16 protein-coding genes are annotated in these 16,888 nt (G+C 45.6%); 8 read left to right on the top strand and 8 right to left on the bottom strand.

The annotated features are described in order from the left end of the window. Positions 1 to 31 precede the first annotated feature (31 nt). Positions 32 to 1,072 (top strand): phosphoribosylformylglycinamidine cyclo-ligase, encoded by a 1,041-nt coding sequence (gene purM / locus D8S93_RS01940; protein ID WP_048625871.1) that lies wholly within the window; start codon positions 32 to 34, stop codon positions 1,070 to 1,072. Between the two features lie 151 nt (positions 1,073 to 1,223). Continuing rightward, positions 1,224 to 1,880, top strand: coding sequence for a phosphoribosylglycinamide formyltransferase (gene purN / locus D8S93_RS01935; RefSeq protein WP_152811782.1), 657 nt, complete (start codon positions 1,224 to 1,226; stop codon positions 1,878 to 1,880). Between the two features lie 386 nt (positions 1,881 to 2,266). On the opposite strand, the gene D8S93_RS01930 is transcribed toward purN, so the two are convergent. Together D8S93_RS01930 and lpcA are read right to left on the bottom strand one after the other, a co-directional pair. After that, positions 2,267 to 3,112, bottom strand: coding sequence for a class II glutamine amidotransferase (locus tag D8S93_RS01930; protein WP_006741678.1), 846 nt, complete (start codon positions 3,110 to 3,112; stop codon positions 2,267 to 2,269). Between the two features lie 51 nt (positions 3,113 to 3,163). Next, positions 3,164 to 3,739 (bottom strand): D-sedoheptulose 7-phosphate isomerase, encoded by a 576-nt coding sequence (gene lpcA, locus D8S93_RS01925; RefSeq protein WP_005380392.1) that lies wholly within the window; start codon positions 3,737 to 3,739, stop codon positions 3,164 to 3,166. Positions 3,740 to 4,115: 376 nt separating this feature from the next. Between lpcA and fadE the strand changes: the two genes are divergently transcribed. Next, a complete protein-coding gene (fadE, locus tag D8S93_RS01920; protein WP_152811780.1) occupies positions 4,116 to 6,560 on the top strand; it encodes an acyl-CoA dehydrogenase FadE in 2,445 nt (814 codons plus the stop codon). A gap of 209 nt (positions 6,561 to 6,769) precedes the next feature. Continuing rightward, positions 6,770 to 8,545 (top strand): SulP family inorganic anion transporter, encoded by a 1,776-nt coding sequence (locus D8S93_RS01915; RefSeq protein WP_152811778.1) that lies wholly within the window; start codon positions 6,770 to 6,772, stop codon positions 8,543 to 8,545. Positions 8,546 to 8,618: 73 nt separating this feature from the next. Here D8S93_RS01915 and D8S93_RS01910 read toward each other — a convergent pair whose 3' ends face one another. The 5 genes from D8S93_RS01910 to dnaQ all read right to left on the bottom strand — a co-directional run bounded on the left by D8S93_RS01910 (position 8,619) and on the right by dnaQ (position 12,302). Next, complete coding sequence (locus tag D8S93_RS01910) at positions 8,619 to 9,029, bottom strand: GNAT family N-acetyltransferase (RefSeq protein ID WP_114323537.1); 411 nt, start codon at positions 9,027 to 9,029, stop codon at positions 8,619 to 8,621. Positions 9,030 to 9,113: 84 nt separating this feature from the next. After that, entirely contained in the window at positions 9,114 to 9,506 is a 393-nt protein-coding gene (locus D8S93_RS01905) for a DUF1353 domain-containing protein (protein ID WP_152811776.1), read from the bottom strand. A 51-nt stretch (positions 9,507 to 9,557) separates the two neighbouring features. Further along, complete coding sequence (locus D8S93_RS01900; RefSeq protein ID WP_152811774.1) at positions 9,558 to 10,115, bottom strand: hypothetical protein; 558 nt, start codon at positions 10,113 to 10,115, stop codon at positions 9,558 to 9,560. A 205-nt stretch (positions 10,116 to 10,320) separates the two neighbouring features. Further along, positions 10,321 to 11,571, bottom strand: coding sequence for a TIGR03503 family protein (locus D8S93_RS01895; RefSeq protein ID WP_152811772.1), 1,251 nt, complete (start codon positions 11,569 to 11,571; stop codon positions 10,321 to 10,323). Between the two features lie 8 nt (positions 11,572 to 11,579). Beyond that, a complete protein-coding gene (gene dnaQ, locus D8S93_RS01890; RefSeq protein ID WP_005380385.1) occupies positions 11,580 to 12,302 on the bottom strand; it encodes a DNA polymerase III subunit epsilon in 723 nt (240 codons plus the stop codon). A 59-nt stretch (positions 12,303 to 12,361) separates the two neighbouring features. Here dnaQ and rnhA point away from each other — a divergent pair, with 59 nt between their 5' ends. Then, positions 12,362 to 12,826, top strand: a complete 465-nt coding sequence (gene rnhA / locus D8S93_RS01885; protein ID WP_012841509.1) for a ribonuclease HI — start codon at positions 12,362 to 12,364, stop codon at positions 12,824 to 12,826. Here rnhA and D8S93_RS01880 read toward each other — a convergent pair. Continuing rightward, positions 12,823 to 13,569, bottom strand: coding sequence for a class I SAM-dependent methyltransferase (locus D8S93_RS01880; RefSeq protein WP_012841508.1), 747 nt, complete (start codon positions 13,567 to 13,569; stop codon positions 12,823 to 12,825). The genes rnhA and D8S93_RS01880 overlap by 4 nt on opposite strands. A gap of 37 nt (positions 13,570 to 13,606) precedes the next feature. Between D8S93_RS01880 and gloB the strand changes: the two genes are divergently transcribed. The 3 genes from gloB (at position 13,607) to D8S93_RS01865 (ending at position 16,887) form a co-directional block, all read left to right on the top strand. After that, positions 13,607 to 14,365: a hydroxyacylglutathione hydrolase gene (gene gloB / locus D8S93_RS01875; RefSeq protein ID WP_006741673.1), complete on the top strand. Its 759-nt coding sequence runs from the start codon at positions 13,607 to 13,609 to the stop codon at positions 14,363 to 14,365. Positions 14,366 to 14,620: 255 nt separating this feature from the next. Next, positions 14,621 to 16,204, top strand: a complete 1,584-nt coding sequence (locus D8S93_RS01870; protein ID WP_104969700.1) for a LysM peptidoglycan-binding domain-containing protein — start codon at positions 14,621 to 14,623, stop codon at positions 16,202 to 16,204. Further along, on the top strand, positions 16,201 to 16,887 hold the full coding sequence (locus D8S93_RS01865) for a YIP1 family protein (protein ID WP_152811770.1): 687 nt from the start codon (positions 16,201 to 16,203) through the stop codon (positions 16,885 to 16,887). Before D8S93_RS01870 ends, D8S93_RS01865 begins: the two co-directional genes overlap by 4 nt. Position 16,888: the final 1 nt, after the last annotated feature.

Raw genomic sequence — 16,888 nt, 5'->3', positions numbered from 1 at the left:
TCATATCCAACTTAATACCGAGGACTTCCCTGTGAGTGGTAACAACTCTTCTCTTAGCTATAAAGACGCTGGTGTAGATATTGATGCAGGCAACGCGCTTGTGGATCGTATTAAGGGTGCGGTAAAACGTACTCGTCGCCCTGAAGTTATGGGTGGTATCGGTGGTTTTGGCGCGCTATGCGAATTGCCAACCAAATACAAACAACCTGTACTGGTTTCTGGTACTGATGGCGTAGGTACTAAGCTTCGCCTAGCACTGGATATGAACAAGCACGACACTATCGGCATCGACCTTGTTGCGATGTGTGTAAATGATCTTATCGTGCAAGGCGCAGAGCCACTGTTCTTCCTAGATTATTACGCAACAGGCAAGCTAGACGTTGATACCGCAGCGGATGTTGTTTCAGGTATCGCGGAAGGCTGTATTCAAGCAGGTTGCGCCCTAATTGGTGGCGAAACTGCCGAGATGCCTGGCATGTATGAAGGCGAAGACTACGACGTAGCTGGTTTCTGTGTTGGCGTAGTAGAAAAAGAAGACGTGATTGACGGCACGAAAGTCGCTGCTGGTGATGCACTTATCGCTGTTGGCTCAAGCGGCCCACACTCAAACGGTTACTCCCTTATCCGTAAAATCCTAGAAGTATCAGGTGCAGATAAGAACGAAGAACTAGCAGGTCGCACTATCGGTGAGCACCTACTAGAACCAACTAAGATTTACATCAAATCAGCACTTAAGATGATTGAGAAACACGACATCCATGCGATTTCTCATATCACTGGTGGTGGTTTCTGGGAAAACATCCCACGTGTGCTGCCTGAAGGCACAAAAGCAGTTATCGATGGTAACAGCTGGGAATGGCCAGTGATCTTCAAGTGGCTACAAGAGAAAGGCAACGTCGACACACACGAAATGTACCGTACATTCAACTGTGGTGTGGGTCTAATCGTCGCACTACCTAAAGACCAAGCGGAAGCCGCGGTTGCTCTTCTTCAAGAAGAAGGTGAAAACGCATGGGTGATTGGTCAAATCGCGCAAGCTGAAGCGAATGAAGAGCAAGTTGAAATCCAATAATTTGCAAATCGAGCTCACAAGATAAAAAGAATGAGGACACTAGATGACTAGGTCCTCATTTTGCTATCTAGAACAATAAAAACCATTCTATTAGTAGGTAGTTTAGAAGCTACATAACTCTAACCTACAATACCAAGGCACTCTCGACATCATGAAAAACCATACCCTAAAAAACATTGTGGTCCTCATCTCGGGTAACGGAAGTAACCTGCAAGCTATCTTGGAAGCTTGCGAAAACAGCATGCCAAACGCACGAGTGGCAGCCGTGTTCTCTAACAAAGCAGATGCTTTTGGTTTAGAACGTGCAAAAAAATTTGATGTAGACGGTCACTTTGTCGACCCTAAAGCATTCGACTCGCGTGAAAGCTTTGATGCAGAGCTAATGAGTCAAATCGATGAATACCAACCAGACGTGATTATTCTGGCGGGCTACATGCGTATTCTGAGCAGCGAGTTTGTTTCTCATTACATGGGTAAGATGATCAATATCCACCCTTCTCTTCTACCAAAATATCCTGGGCTACACACACACCAGAGAGCAATAGATGCTGGCGACAAAGAACATGGTACGAGTGTGCACTTTGTAACGGAAGAGCTTGATGGTGGCCCTGTCATACTGCAAGCAAAAGTTCCTGTGTTCGAAGACGATGATGCTAGTGTACTTGCAGCGCGTGTTCAGGCTCAGGAACACCGAATATACCCTATGGTGGCGAAGTGGTTAGTAGATGAGCGCTTGATCATGAAGGATGGTAAAGCCTATTTAGATGGCGCAGAGCTTGGCACACACGGCTACGCCTCCGATGAGTAGTCCTGAATACCAAACTCCAAACACAAAAGAGCAGCCTGAGAGCTGCCTTTTGTTATTTTGAAACATATAAAACTGATTCAAGAAAACCGTAGTGAGACTAGAAACCTAAAACCCAACATTCTAAAAAATCCCATAACCACTTGAGTAACACGACACTCGGAAAGTAGATTCTGAATCTGGTTCGTTCCTCACCGTTCAGAATGACGTGGTGTTTTATGAGAAATTTCTATCAGTTCCATCTTTCCGGCAAGCCTTAGCGAGACTAGGAGGCTAGGAGGCTAGGAGGCTAGAAAGTATGAGAGTTCACCAGTATCCGCCCTCGGTTTAAACGCATAAAAATAAAGCTCGCGATTAAGCGAGCTTTACGAGTTGTTCCGAATGAACCGCTATTCTAACGGCTCAGTTGGCGCCTGATTGCCCGGTTTCGCCGCTGCAAACGGCACATTCACCAGTTCAGAGGCATTGTTTTTCACAAGTTCACCTAGGTGAAACAAGCCGTATTCGCCAGGCTTCATCCGCTGCCAAGCTTCATTGCCCGTTAAAGGTTGAGTCGCGATCACAGACACAATGTCATGTGGCGTTGTTTCTTCTTGGAAGTTAATTTCCACATCTTCATCAAGCAAAGCGGCTTTTCCAAACGGTGCGCGTCTTGTGATCCAATACAAATGATTGGTGCAATACGTCATTACATACTCACCATCACTCAGAAGCATGTTAAATACACCCTTCTCTCTTAGCTCATCACAACATTTAGCAACATATAAGAATACCGACTCCATATCCTTTGGCGGCTCAGGATATCGATCTTCCATTTGCTTCAACAACCAGCAAAATGCCAGTTCGCTATCTGTCTCGCCGACAGGTCGGTGTCGACCCGTATGTAAGTCTTGATAGCCTGAGAGCTGACCGTTGTGCGCAAACGTCCAATACCTACCCCATAACTCACGTGTAAAGGGATGAGTATTTTCTAAATTAACACCACCACGATTCGCCTGTCGGATATGACTAACGACAGCACGACTCTTGATAGGATAATTTTGCACTAACTCTGCAATTTGCGACTCACAACTTGGCTTGGGATCTTTGAAAGTTCGAAAACCTTTCCCTTCGTAGAAGGTAATTCCCCATCCGTCACGGTGTGGGCCAGTTCGACCTCCACGCTGCATGAGCCCGGTAAAACTGAAACAAATATCCGTCGGAACATTAGCGCTCATACCGAGCAATTCACACATGATTAAAAAAACTCCCTAACAACACAGCTCGAGAAGGTGGCTGTGAAACGACTATTCCATCTCTTTTTCAATCAACTGAATGATGATATGAATAATCTTAATATGAATTTCCTGAATGCGGTCCGCATAACCAAAGTGTGGCACGCGGATTTCAATATCGGCAAGCCCTGCCATTTTGCCACCATCTTTGCCTGTTAGCGCAATCGTCTTCATGCCTTTCGCTTGCGCCGCTTCAATCGCTTTCAGGATGTTACCTGAGTTACCTGAAGTCGACAGACCAAACAGTACGTCACCTTTTCGGCCTACCGCTTCTACATAACGGGAAAACACGAAGTCATAACCAAAGTCATTACTCACGCAAGAAAGGTGGCTTGGATCTGAAATAGCAATACCAGCATAGCCAGGACGGTTTTCTCGGTAACGGCCTGTTAACTCTTCGGCAAAGTGCATCGAATCACAGTGAGAACCACCGTTACCACATGACAGTACTTTACCATCTTGCTTGAATGAGTCAGCAATCATTTTCGCCGCTGCTTCGATTTGCGCAATGTTATGGTCATCGCTTAAAAATTTGTTGAGCACTTCAGCAGCTTCGTTTAATTCACTTCTAATCAGATCATGGTACATAAGACGTTCTCTTTATTATTTCGGCTTCAGTCAGTCCTAGATTCACTGAGCAAATTGTTCTGATACCAGTTTGATATCGGACATTTCATAAACCTGAACTCGGGTTTGATTACTCTGAGTTTACCCACAAACGAGAATTAGTGTCGATAGTGAACCAACAGATTTAGATTGGTGATGGTAATAAACTTGTCAACTTGCTCATGAAACCATCACTCAAATCGCAACTTTAGAACTTTAACTCTACTTAGATCACTTTTTATCCAATCTTATGTTTTACATCTCCTTAATATTTTGATTACACTTAAACCAACTGGTTAGACCTCTTACCTAACATACAGACGTACAACACTTATAAAGTCTGAAAAGGAAAATACATATGGACATCTTGCTCTCAATCATCACGATGACGGTCGTGTTAGGCATTACGCTCTACCACCGCATGTCTCTCGTGAAATCTATTAGTTTACTCACAGCAGCTATGTTAGCGCTCACAGCAACAGGCGCGGTTGGCGTTACTGGTTGGACGATTTACGTTCTTGCTGCCGCCGTATTAGCGGTTCCTGGCGTACGTCAGTCTTTGATAAGCCGCAAAGCATTAGCGCTTTTCAAGAAAGTGCTGCCAGCTATGTCTCAAACCGAAAAAGAAGCGTTAGACGCAGGTACCGTCTGGTGGGAAGCCGAGCTATTTAAAGGCAAACCAGAGTGGCAAAAGCTTCACGCAATTCAAGCACCTAAATTAAGTGCAGAAGAACAAGCCTTTTTAGACGGTCCTGTGAATGAAGTGTGTGCCATGGTGAGCGATTTCCAAGTGACTCACGAACTCGCGGACTTACCGCCAGAAGTATGGCAATACCTGAAAGATCACAAATTCTTTGCCATGATCATTAAGAAAAAGTACGGTGGTCTTGAGTTCTCAGCATACGCGCAATCACTAGTACTACAAAAACTAACGGGTGTTTCTGGCGTTCTATCGTCTACCGTTGGTGTTCCTAACTCTTTGGGTCCTGGTGAGCTACTGCAACACTACGGTACTGAAGATCAGAAAAACCATTACTTACCGCGCCTAGCTGAAGGTAAGGAAATCCCTTGTTTCGCCCTAACAAGTCCAGAAGCGGGCTCTGACGCTGGCTCTATTCCAGATTACGGTGTGGTCTGTAAAGGCGAATGGGAAGGAAAAGAAGTACTGGGTATGCGCCTGACTTGGAACAAGCGCTACATCACCCTAGCGCCAGTCGCAACGGTACTAGGCTTAGCATTTAAACTTCGCGATCCTGAAGGTTTGCTAGGCGACAAAGAAGATCTTGGCATCACTTGTGCGCTTATCCCAACTGATGTCAAAGGTGTTGAAATTGGTAACCGACACTTCCCGCTCAATGTGCCATTCCAAAATGGTCCAACGCGCGGTAAAGACATCTTTGTTCCTATCGATTTCATCATCGGTGGTGAAAAAATGGCGGGCCAAGGTTGGCGTATGCTGGTTGAGTGTCTATCGGTTGGTCGTGGTATCACGCTACCTTCAAACTCAACAGGTGGCATCAAAACTGCGGCAATGGCAACGGGCGCTTACTCACGCATTCGTCGTCAGTTCAAACAACCTATCGGTCACATGGAAGGCGTAGAAGAGCCATTAGCTCGTCTGGGTGGTAACGCTTACGTAATGGATGCGGCAAGCAACTTAACCGTGGCAGGTATCGACTTAGGTGAAAAGCCATCAGTAATCTCAGCTATCGTGAAGTACCACTGTACTCATCGCGGTCAGCAAAGCATCATCGACGCAATGGACATCGTAGGCGGTAAAGGTATCTGTATGGGACCTTCTAACTTCCTAGCGCGTGGTTACCAAGGTGCGCCAATCGCGGTAACGGTTGAGGGTGCAAACATCCTAACTCGTTCAATGATCATCTTTGGTCAAGGTGCGATTCGCTGTCACCCTTACGTTCTTGAAGAAATGAACGCAGCGTACTCTGATGCCAGTGACTCTGTAGAGAAGTTTGATAAAGCGCTTGCTGGTCACGTGAGCTTTACAATGAGTAACCTCGTGCGCAGTATCTGGTTTGGTTTAAGTGACGGTCTGGGTTCTTCATCACCAACCAAAGATGCGACAAAACGTTACTACCAACAATTGAACCGTTACAGTGCAAACCTTGCTCTGCTATCGGATATCTCAATGGCAGTGCTAGGTGGCTCTTTGAAGCGTAAAGAGCGTCTATCAGCGCGTCTTGGTGACATTCTAAGCCAGCTATATTTGAGCTCTGCGACGTTGAAACGTTTTGAGCAAGATGGCCGCCCAGTCGAAGATTTACCATTAGTACACTGGGGTCTACAAGACAGTTTGAAACAAGCGGAAGTGGCGGTAGACGAATTCTTAGCAAACTTCCCGAACAAAGTGATTGGTCGTGCACTGCGCGTGTTAATCATGCCATTCGGTCGTGTACGCAAAGCGCCAAGTGATAAGCTAGACAGCAAAGTGGCGCGCATTCTACAAACGCCAAGTGCAACACGTTCACGCATTGGTCGCGGTCAATACCTTGAACCAACCGAGCACAACGCAGCAGGTAAGATTGAGCTTGCACTATCAGTCATTCTTCAAGCTGAACCTGTGTTTGACAAAGTATGTAAAGCGCAAGGTAAGCGTCGCCCATTCTTACGTTTGGATATAATTGCTCAGGAAGGGCTAGAGCAAGGCTTTATCACGCAAGAAGAAGCTGATCTACTCAGAGAAGCAGAACAGCATCGTCTAGATACAATCAACGTTGACGATTTTGAGCCGGAACTGCTTGCCGCAAAGCCGCTATACCCTCAGATGGATAGCGTTGCCTAACTTTCTAATCTGAAACCACAAACGGGAGTGACAACTCCCGTTTTTTATTGCTACCAGAATAGCCTTCATAACACCTCACACCACGAAGAACCTCTGCGCAAGCGCAATAAAATCCACGCACTCCGACCCTTCCCCCGATTTCCAGTGATAACTAACTCACAGACGTTCCAAGCAAGCGGTGTATACTTTTAAGTAACTCACTCACATATATGGTAAATCCGTTGGCTAAAATATTATTCGCACAGTGGTTCCCTGGACTTGTTCAGCTTAAGCATTATCAAAAAGAATGGTTTGTTAACGACTTTAGAGCCGCCTTTTCTGTTGTCGCGGTTGCCCTGCCAGTTGCCATAGCTTATGCACAGCTAACCGGTGTATCTGCAATTGTCGGTCTGTACTCGTGTGTACTGCCAATGTTGGTATACGCCATGATGGGCACATCTCGACAACTCATTGTCGGACCCGATGCAGCAACCTGTGCAGTGATTGCCGCCGTTGTTACGCCGCTTGCCGCGGGTGATCCTACAAAGCATTGGCAGTTAGTCATGACCATGACAGCGATGACTGGTATTTGGTGTGTACTGGCAAGTCGTTTCAAGTTAGGGGTGTTTGCAGACTTCCTTTCTCGCCCGATTCTTTTGGGTCTACTCAACGGTGTCGCTCTCACGATTATCGTTGGTCAGTTTGCCAAAGTGGTCGGTTTGAAATACGAACAACGTTATTTGCTGGAACGCTTATGGGAGGCTCCACAACGATTAACCGAGCTTCATTGGCCTACCGTAACTCTGAGTATCGTGACGGTTGTCGTTTATTTACTCACCAAGCGCTACCGACCAACTTGGCCTGCTGCCATGCTGGCAATACTCGTGACTACCGCGTCAGTTTGGTTTTTCCATTTACAAGAGATGAGCGTATCCGTGGTTGGACTCACTCAAGGTGGTTTCCCTCAGTTTCAAACGCCGGAGTTTGAGCTAGGTGAAGTTCGTGAGCTAGTGGTCCCGGCGCTCAACCTTGCGATTGTCAGCTTTGTTAGCATGATGCTCACCGCGCGCAGTTTCGCCGCTAAAAACGGTTATGATATTGATGCAAATAAAGAGTTTCAGGCGTTGGGCTTTGCCAACATTGCCTCAGCGTTTTCGCAAGGTTTCGCGATAAGCGGCGCTGACTCACGCACAGCGGTAAATGATGCAAATGGCGGTAAATCTCAATTAGTTTCGATTGTCGCCGCAATCACCATTGCCATTATTGCGGTATTTATTTATGAGCCTTTACAGTTTATTCCCATCGCATCACTTGGTGTCGTGTTGATCATCGCATCCTTGTCGTTGCTCGATCTCAAAGCCATTTGGAAATTAAAATCTCGTGACAAAGATGCGTTCTATCTAGCAATCATCACTTTTATTTCTGTTTTGATCGTAGGCGTAATACCGGGGATCACTTTAGCGGTACTGCTAGGGCTATTTCAATTTTTACGTATTGTCATGCGGCCGAGTGATCAGCTACTTGGCTTGGATGAAAAAGGCACCATTCGGACCATCGACGACTCAGGAAAAGCTTCGCCTATTCCTGGAATGGTGATTTACCGCTTTAACTCACCGCTGACTTACTTCAATGCTCCTTACTTTAAACGTAGAGTGTTAGAGCAGGCAGAGCATCACAAAGACGCAAGTTGCGTTGTCATCGACGCCGTGTCGAGCTTTACTCACTTGGATCTCAGTGTGATGGCAACACTGGCAGATATTCACAATACTTTGAAAAAGAGAGGCGTACGCTTAATCCTCGCAGGAAGGAAACGACGTCTTCGTCAATGGTGTGAGCTTACGGGTATCAGCACCAGTGAAGGAGGCATCTTACTGCGAGCTGATATGTACCTTGCCATTAAACTTAGTGGCTGTTACATCAGTGCTGTGGGTGAGGGACAAATTCCTACTGTTCAAAAAGAGCCTGATTTAGAGCAGCCACCCAAACCAATTCCAGAAGTGGCTTAAATGGAAATTTAATATAGAAAACAGGAAATTAAACTCCTGTTTTCTATTGCTTATTTGCACAGCTGAATACGTGTTACACCTTCGGCTTAAACTTTTTTGTCATCCCTTGGCTTTTAGGAGCCACCAGCCTATAACCAAGCTTTTCGTAAAAGACCGGCTCATCAGCAATCATAGAAACGTAAGAGCCTTCAAGTGCAACAGAAGAAAGATAACCGTCGATGTATTCCATGACTTTTCTACCTAAACCGTTACCTTGATAATCAGAATCAACGGCAACGTCGACAATTTCGAAGTTACACGCCCCGTCACCAACAACCCGACCCATTGCAATGAGCTTTCCTTCATCCCGGACAGATACGCCATACAACGAATTGGGTAGACCAATTTCAGCAGCTTTCAACGATTTGGGTGATAGCCCGGCTTTGACGCGCATATCACAGTATTCTTTCGGGCTTGGCACATGCTCTTCATATCTTATTGTCATTATGTACGACTCCTTTGTATCATCTTGGAGCTTACACAACCAAACTGTATAAATAAACAGTTAAACATTGGAAAGATATTCCCGCTAAGCACACAAAGTATCGGGTCTGGAAAAGAAGCTACCGACAACTCTGACGCCATAATAGATATAAGTTGCTCTGAAGCTAGACATTCCTTTTTCTAAACATATTTCTCTCAGCAACATATCCGCATGCTTTCGAGCACTTTGAGGCAACACCTCTTCCCTCATGAGTTGGTAAAGAGCATCATGCACTAAAGAAGCTTTCATAATGTTTTTTGTGTCTAACGCTGGCCCACTCGCTCCATCCCATGCATAGCCCTTTTTAATCGTTAACACGCCTTGTTTGGACAAACTAAGAAAAGGGCTGTCATACACCTGACTCACTGAAATGCGAGTCTCAATCTTTTCTTCAGAATGGAGAGTGTATTTGTACTTCTGACGCTTTTTGTATTTCATAACCTAACCGCCTAACTAACTTGAGTGGGAGGAACGGGGATAACTCTCAAATTAGAGTTTCTCAGAGAGTTTTTTCAAGTAGGACTTTGCAAGATCATGGTTATCTCTGCTCAACCACTTAATACAATCAAAGAGTTCCCAAATCAGGCCTTGATCACCACTGGTATAAACTGGGAAACCTTCATGTTTTGGCGCAGGTTCATCAGTAACCATGCCAGCAGTCACATCAGCTTTATCAAATAAAACCTTAAATGGCTTAGAAAGTTTGAAAGGCTCACAGAGATCTAAACAATGAATCTCCGCACTGGTTAGGTCATTAAAAATATATTTTTTGAAGCACGCATTTCCGTTGTGTTCCCCCTCAAGACGATAAAAAATGTCTTTATTTACTTCAAAGTGGGTAAAGCAAGGCGCTGAGGCTTTATGGAAGTTGTTTTGAGTAAAGACAACAACATCAGCGTCCGAAATACGGTCACCTTTTCCTGATGACAATGAACCAAGCAATACCGCAGCAACAACGTCTTTTTCAGAATAAAAGGCATCATAAGCAGACTCAACCAATGCCTTTTGTAGTGGTAAATGCTCTAGTTCTAACGCTCCAATTGTCATAACTCACTCCGTCGATACGCACTAAAATCAAGTCGAAACGTAAAGAGTATCATGCGAGCTTTATTATGATTAATCAACGTTAAATCATGGTGTTACTTTAAAATAAAATGATTAATGACCATGAGAAACATCAAATTCTGCCTCAAAGTTAAACTGAAAAAAAAACGGAGCCGATTGGCTCCGTTTCTAGGTTTACGTGTTACTACTATTTCTTTGGCACTTCTAACTGCATCTCTGGCATGGCATCGCGCTTCGCTTTAATTTTGCGCCAGACTATCCATGCAATGATCACAATCAGCAGCATTATCACGTTACCCACCGCGATAATAATCATGCTGCGCTTACGCTCAGCCTCCCGCTCAGCGATAATTTGCTTTTCCATTTCAATACGGCGCTGCTCGGCTAATTCAGCTTCTTTTGCAATTCGAGCGGCTTCTAGATCAACGTCATCAACAACACTGAAGGTTTGCTCTGGAATAGGAAACACTAGTGGACGTTGAGTCGCAAAATCAGTGGCAAAGATCTCGCCGCGCCATGCGTATTTACCAAGCTCAGCGTCGTTATTGAGGTTCAGCGTGGTTCTCATTCCATCTTTAGAAACCTGGCCTTGGCTGTAGCTAACAAAGCCATCGGGTGCATCTTGTTCCACCGTGACTGCGATTGAGCCTGGCGCGATCATACCTTGCTCACCACTCACCACCAATTGGTGTGGTTTGTCAGGATTGCGCGCCTGAATAAAAGTACGAGAAATTGGGTTCGGATAAACCAAGATGACTTGCTCTTGCGCTCGTAAGAATACGCCATTACCAGAGGTGATTCGCGCACGGTACTTACCGGGCTCAACGTCTATTGGTAGTTGGACAGTGAACACACCATCCCCTGCTTTTTCATCCAAGCCGCGGCCATCATCAGCAAACTCACCCACAACCATCGGCACTGGACGTGCTTCTTTGATCAACTCATCTTCATTTTCGACAAACTTGGTAAATGTCACGCGTAGATTCACGCGGTCAAGGAAGTCGCGCAGTATAAGAGGTTTGTCGTCGGAGGTTAGGCGAGCTGTAAACTTAAGCGCTTCCCCATTATATAATCGGTTTGGGAACACATCCGTGCTGAGCTTTAAGTGAGAAATTAAGCGGATGTTATTTTTAGGAGTGACTTTCCCCACAGCCTGCCATGGGCCTGGCATAGGGTTGTCAACGGAGATAATATCGAGTGAGGCTTCTTGGTACCAACGTACATTGTCGTAGGCGTCCCAAGCATAGTACTTTTTACCGTCAGGGCGGACTAAAACAACTGGCTGAGAACTTTGCTCACGATAAACTAAAAAAGTGATCTGCTCGATGGTTGGATCCACTCGAAAGCGATTGTCTAACAAAGACATAGCAGATTCACTCGATGCACTCGAGAGACTACTCCATATCGCTAAAAACGCGACCAACAAAGCCCTCAGCATAGCTTCTCCTATTGATGCCAAATACAGTCGTTCACCAACTCTAATCTTTTTTGGTGAGCTTCTAGTTCATCGGCACTTGCGCGCAAAACCTTTAGCGCTTTTCTTCCTTCAATACGGCGAATGGTTTCTACCCCACCCTCTTGTTTATTCGCGTTAAATTCTAGACTCGTTTGACCACCCGTCATAAAGAGGTAAACGTCGGCTAGAATCTCCGCATCGAGCAAAGCTCCGTGGAGTGTACGGTGCGAGTTATCAATACCGTAGCGTTCACATAAGATATCAAGGTTGTTTCGCTTGCCAGGGAAGATTTTCTTCGCCATAGCAAGGGTATCGGTCACCTTGCAGTAGTCGTCCGTTTTGCCGATGTTAGGATCGAGCATGCCAAACTCGTAATCCATAAAGCCCGTATCGAAGGGCGCATTGTGGGCAACAAGTTCGGCGCCTTTAATAAACTCAAGAAACTCTTGGTGCACGCTCGCGTATTCCGGCTTATCAACCAAGAATTCATCCGTAATACCGTGAACTTCAACCGCTTCTGGTTGGATTTCACGATCGGGTTTTAAATAAACGTGGAAGTGACGACCAGTCAGCTTACGGTTGATGATCTCCACGGCACCGATTTCAATAATGCGGTGTCCCATGTAGTGAGGACCACCCTCGCGGTTCATACCTGTGGTTTCGGTATCGAGAACGACAATGCGGTTATATTCAGAATTGCTGCTGGTATTCATAAGGTTATGTATGTCAGACTATGCTTTATTAAATGTTTCGGCTAATAGTACCAAAAAATATGACCAAACACGTTGAGATTTTCACTGACGGTTCTTGTTTAGGTAACCCAGGACCCGGTGGTTACGGCATTGTATTGCGTTACAAAGACGTAGAAAAGACGCTTTCCAAAGGCTACACGTTAACCACCAACAACCGCATGGAAATGTTGGCGGCTGTCGTCGCGCTGCAGACGTTAAAACAACCTTGCAAAGTCACTTTAACGACTGACAGTCAATATGTGCGCCAAGGTATTACTCAGTGGATCCATAACTGGAAGAAGCGTGGTTGGAAAACAGCGGATAAAAAACCCGTTAAGAATGCCGATTTATGGCAAGCTCTAGACAAAGAAACCGCACGCCATCAAGTTGAATGGCATTGGGTAAAAGGCCACGCGGGCCATCGTGAGAACGAAATTTGTGATGAGCTAGCCCGTACCGCCGCAGAAAACCCAACCGAGGAAGATACTGGTTACCAACCCTCTTAACGAGATTCTTTCCTCATAGTATTGCCCTCTCGATTCATCACCCCTAGTGGTGTGAGCTTTTTCTTCAAACGCCAATGCGGTTTGATAGGCTTGAGAGGGTATGTTCGTTTCCGTGCCACAATGTAATACAAACTCCCTGCAGGTGACGCCCAATCACCGAGACTGTTTTCCAACCATGTCCACATCGTACGGTAACGCTTCATCGGAAACAGCGCGTAACGATCGCAATGAATCACTTGATAATTAAGTAACCCTAACCAGTCGTTGATGCGGTTCGACGTAAACATTCGTCCACTCCAAGGCAAATTATGTTTACGCCATGGAAGCAAACTCGCTAATCCAGTCAAACTTAGTGGGTTAAATCCAGTGATTATCAAATAACCATCATCCATCATCACTCTATCGACTTCCCGTAGCAAACGGTGTGGATCGCTTGCATAGTCGAGCTGATGAGCGAGTATCACAACATCAAAGCTTTTTTCCAAAAAGGGCAATTCGTAACCATCTGCAATCACATTATGCAACGGGTTCTGGATATCTACGTTGACTTGGTGTTGAATGTTACAATTACAGCTGGTTAGCTCACAGCTCAACCCGCCCAGTTTGAGCATATGGTAGCCGAAGAGTTTCGGGCACCATTCATCAAGTCGGGTCTGGATTGACTCAAGCACCCACGGACCGTTGTTCATTGCTGACCAAGTCGACGGGTGTGGTATAGTTTTGTTGCTGAGTGCTGGTTTCATTAACCACCTGACTAAAATGGGTGACGGAGAACGAATCGTGTTAGAGATCAAAAGCATACCCGCATTTAATGATAATTACATCTGGCTGATACAAAATAGCGATAAACGTTGCGCAGTCGTTGATCCGGGCGATGCGAAGCCAGTGTTAGAATACTTGCAGGCTAACGAATTAACTTTAGAAGCGATTTTAATTACGCACCACCACAACGATCACATTGGTGGCGTTCCAGACTTAGTGCGTGCCTTTCCTGAAGTCGCCGTTGTGGGCCCGAAATCTGAACCAATTCCAACCCTAACCACCCCCATGGAAGAAGGCGACAAACTGGAGTTATTTGGCGAAATCTTTTTGGTGCTAGGTTTACCAGGCCATACCTTAGGTCATATCGGTTACGTTGGAGACGGAAAACTGTTTTGCGGTGACGTGTTGTTTTCCGCAGGCTGCGGTCGTATTTTTGAAGGTACGCCAGAGCAAATGTTTGAGTCACTAAACAAGCTAACGTCTCTACCAGAAGAAACTCAAGTCTTCTGCGCGCATGAATACACCGCGAGTAACGTGGCGTTTGCTTTAGCGGTTGAGCCTGATAATGAGCAGCTCCGTCAATATCGCGATGATGTAAACCGACTGCGAGCCCTTAACATTCCGACACTTCCAACAACAATACGCAAAGAAAAGTGGATTAATCCGTTCTTGCGAACCACCAATCCTGACGTGGTTCAATCTGTTGCTAGTCGCATTAAAAATAGCGATCCATGCTCGGTTTTTACTGCTTTGCGTGAGTGGAAGAACGAATTTTAACCATTTTCTGCTTGTAAGTTTGCAAGACCCCAGTATTATCAGGGGCTGATTTTTCGAGAAGCGCCACTGGCGCTTCTCTTACGTTTGGGGTTGATATAAATCTATTTGAATTTCTCCCCATTGCATAATTTAGAAGCTCTTTGCCTCTATTAATTAGTTAGTGTTTAAAAGATGTCTATTATCTTGCGACTGCCACGCACATTGTGTTGCGCGACAGGCAGGTGAAGATAAAAAGGCCCTAAATAGGCTGAATCCATGCGTTTGAAGTATACCTGGGCGTTGGCGTTGTTATTATCTGGCTGTCAATTGACTCAGTCAGACTCAACGTCTTCTACACCAGAAACCAATAAATCTGAGCAGACTGCAAAACAAAATGCAGCGAAGGCTCAACCGGGCAACACATCGTCTTTAGCAAAAAAATCCGCTAACGACGCGCCTAAAGTTCTTTCCCCTCAGGAACAAGAAGATGTATGGCAACGTATCGCCATGCAACTTGAAATGGATATCCCAAACCATAAGAAAGTGGACTACTACCGTACGTGGTATCTAAAGCACCCGAATCACCTTTACACGGTGTCTAAGCGTGCGACTCCTTTTCTATACATGATCACAAAACGTATCGAAGAGCGTGGACTTCCAATGGAGCTTGCTTTGCTTCCTGTGGTGGAAAGCTCATTCGATGCCTTTGCCTACTCACACGGTAGTGCAGCTGGATTGTGGCAATTTGTCCCTGGCACCGGAAAGATGATGGGACTAGAGCAAAACTACTGGTATGACGGTCGCCGAGATGTGGCAGCAGCAACGGATGCCGCGCTGGACTACCTTGTACAACTAAACGAGCGTTTTGATGGTAGCTGGGAGCATGCAATTGCCGCTTACAATAGTGGTGGTGGCCGTGTTTCTAGCGCAATTCGTAAGAATAAAAAGCTCGGTAAACCTATCGATTTCTTCTCATTGGACTTACCAAAAGAGACCAGCAGTTACGTGCCTAAGCTGCTAGCCTTGGCTGACGTCATCGCAAACCAAGACAAGTACGGACTTAATATTCCTGCGATTCCAAACAAACCTGTTCTAACGCTTGTCGATCCGAAAGAACAGCTTGATCTGGCCATTGCAGCAGATTATGCCGGCATTGGTGTGAAAGAGTTACAAAGTTACAACCCTGCATACAACCAATGGTCGACTGCGCCTGAAGGTCCGCATCAACTTTTGATTCCGGTAGAGAAAAAAGAGACTTTTCTCACTAAGGTGGAGAAAAACCGTGGTAAAGGGATGAAGGTCGCTCGCTACAAGGTGAAGTCTGGTGACTCTTTAAGTGTGCTAGCTAATAAATACGGCACAACCACAAAAGTGATTCGACGTGCAAACGGCCTGTCGAATAACAATATTCGTATTGGTCAATACCTACTGATTCCGACGTCAACAAAAGACGATGCGAAATACGCACTAACGGCACAAAATCGATTAAGCAAGACTCAATCACGTGCTCGTGGACAACTCAAGCTCACTCATGTCGTTCAGTCTGGAGAAAGTTTGTGGTCAATCGCACGTGAAAATAAAGTGTCGTATAAATCGTTAGCAAAATGGAATGGCATGGGCCCTAAAGATCCATTGCGTGTGGGTCAAAAGCTCGTGATTTGGAAGGACTCAGACAAAGGTGCTGTGATCCGTACCGTTTTCTACAACGTTCGCTCCGGTGACACCATTAGCGGCATTGCAAGCAAGTTCAAAGTAAAAACAAACGACATCGTAAAATGGAACTCGCTACACAAGAAAAAATACTTACAACCAGGTCAAAAACTTAAGTTGTACGTTGACGTAACGAAGGTAAGTGTATGAACCCATCAAGCAACCCACTTGTGATGCTGTTGGACATTTTTCGTTCTCCAACATCTTGCTTTCTAGCGCTTTACCAACGCGGCGGATGGGGATGGCAGCCGTTCATCTTCTTGATGCTTAGTCCGTTTTTATTCTGGGGCGCTTACTTTTCGAATGTCGATTTCACGTGGCTTAGTGACCAACTAGCCGCGCAGTTTCAACAAATCGACCCAAAGCAGATTGAGCTATTAGAGCCAAACACGCTAATGGCCAGTGCGATCATCAATGATGTATTCAACCGCTTTGCCACCTTACTGTTGCTTGCGCTTTGGTTCTTTCTTGCAACGAAGGCAAGCAAGCAACAATATGGTTACTGGAAGTGGTTTGCCGCATCGTGTGCTATCTTATTCCCAGCAGTATTGGGCGATATCGCTAGCTATGCGAGCCTGTTACTCAAGCATGGCAAAGTGATGACTTACGCAGCAGATTTAAACAGCCTCAATGGTCTATTAAAACTGCCGCTTACCAGCGAGTGGTCTCAGTTCGCTAGCTCATTGCCTTTGCTTCTACCTTGGTACATTGTACTCGGCTACGGTGTTGTGCTTACTTGGACTGAGTTTGAACGTGGGCAAGCCTTGGTGATTGCAAGCCTGCCATGGGTATTCTTCTACGTTATTTGGGCGCTTTATATTGTAGTGACCTAAG

It is taken from the genome of Vibrio sp. VGrn 2, assembly GCF_009361695.1.
Lineage (GTDB): Bacteria > Pseudomonadota > Gammaproteobacteria > Enterobacterales > Vibrionaceae > Vibrio > Vibrio diabolicus.
The sequence above is the reverse complement of the archived record's forward strand: the minus strand, read 5'-3'. Positions and strand labels throughout refer to the sequence as shown.

Coding starts and splice junctions, on each gene's coding strand:
- purN (WP_152811782.1), top strand. CDS start 1,224: ATGAAAAACCATACCCTAAAAAACATTGTGGTCCTCATCTCGGGTAAC.
- D8S93_RS01930 (WP_006741678.1), bottom strand. CDS start 3,112: ATGTGTGAATTGCTCGGTATGAGCGCTAATGTTCCGACGGATATTTGT.
- lpcA (WP_005380392.1), bottom strand. CDS start 3,739: ATGTACCATGATCTGATTAGAAGTGAATTAAACGAAGCTGCTGAAGTG.
- fadE (WP_152811780.1), top strand. CDS start 4,116: ATGGACATCTTGCTCTCAATCATCACGATGACGGTCGTGTTAGGCATT.
- D8S93_RS01915 (WP_152811778.1), top strand. CDS start 6,770: ATGGTAAATCCGTTGGCTAAAATATTATTCGCACAGTGGTTCCCTGGA.
- D8S93_RS01910 (WP_114323537.1), bottom strand. CDS start 9,029: ATGACAATAAGATATGAAGAGCATGTGCCAAGCCCGAAAGAATACTGT.
- D8S93_RS01905 (WP_152811776.1), bottom strand. CDS start 9,506: ATGAAATACAAAAAGCGTCAGAAGTACAAATACACTCTCCATTCTGAA.
- D8S93_RS01900 (WP_152811774.1), bottom strand. CDS start 10,115: ATGACAATTGGAGCGTTAGAACTAGAGCATTTACCACTACAAAAGGCA.
- D8S93_RS01895 (WP_152811772.1), bottom strand. CDS start 11,571: ATGCTGAGGGCTTTGTTGGTCGCGTTTTTAGCGATATGGAGTAGTCTC.
- dnaQ (WP_005380385.1), bottom strand. CDS start 12,302: ATGAATACCAGCAGCAATTCTGAATATAACCGCATTGTCGTTCTCGAT.
- rnhA (WP_012841509.1), top strand. CDS start 12,362: ATGACCAAACACGTTGAGATTTTCACTGACGGTTCTTGTTTAGGTAAC.
- D8S93_RS01880 (WP_012841508.1), bottom strand. CDS start 13,569: ATGAAACCAGCACTCAGCAACAAAACTATACCACACCCGTCGACTTGG.
- D8S93_RS01870 (WP_104969700.1), top strand. CDS start 14,621: ATGCGTTTGAAGTATACCTGGGCGTTGGCGTTGTTATTATCTGGCTGT.
- D8S93_RS01865 (WP_152811770.1), top strand. CDS start 16,201: ATGAACCCATCAAGCAACCCACTTGTGATGCTGTTGGACATTTTTCGT.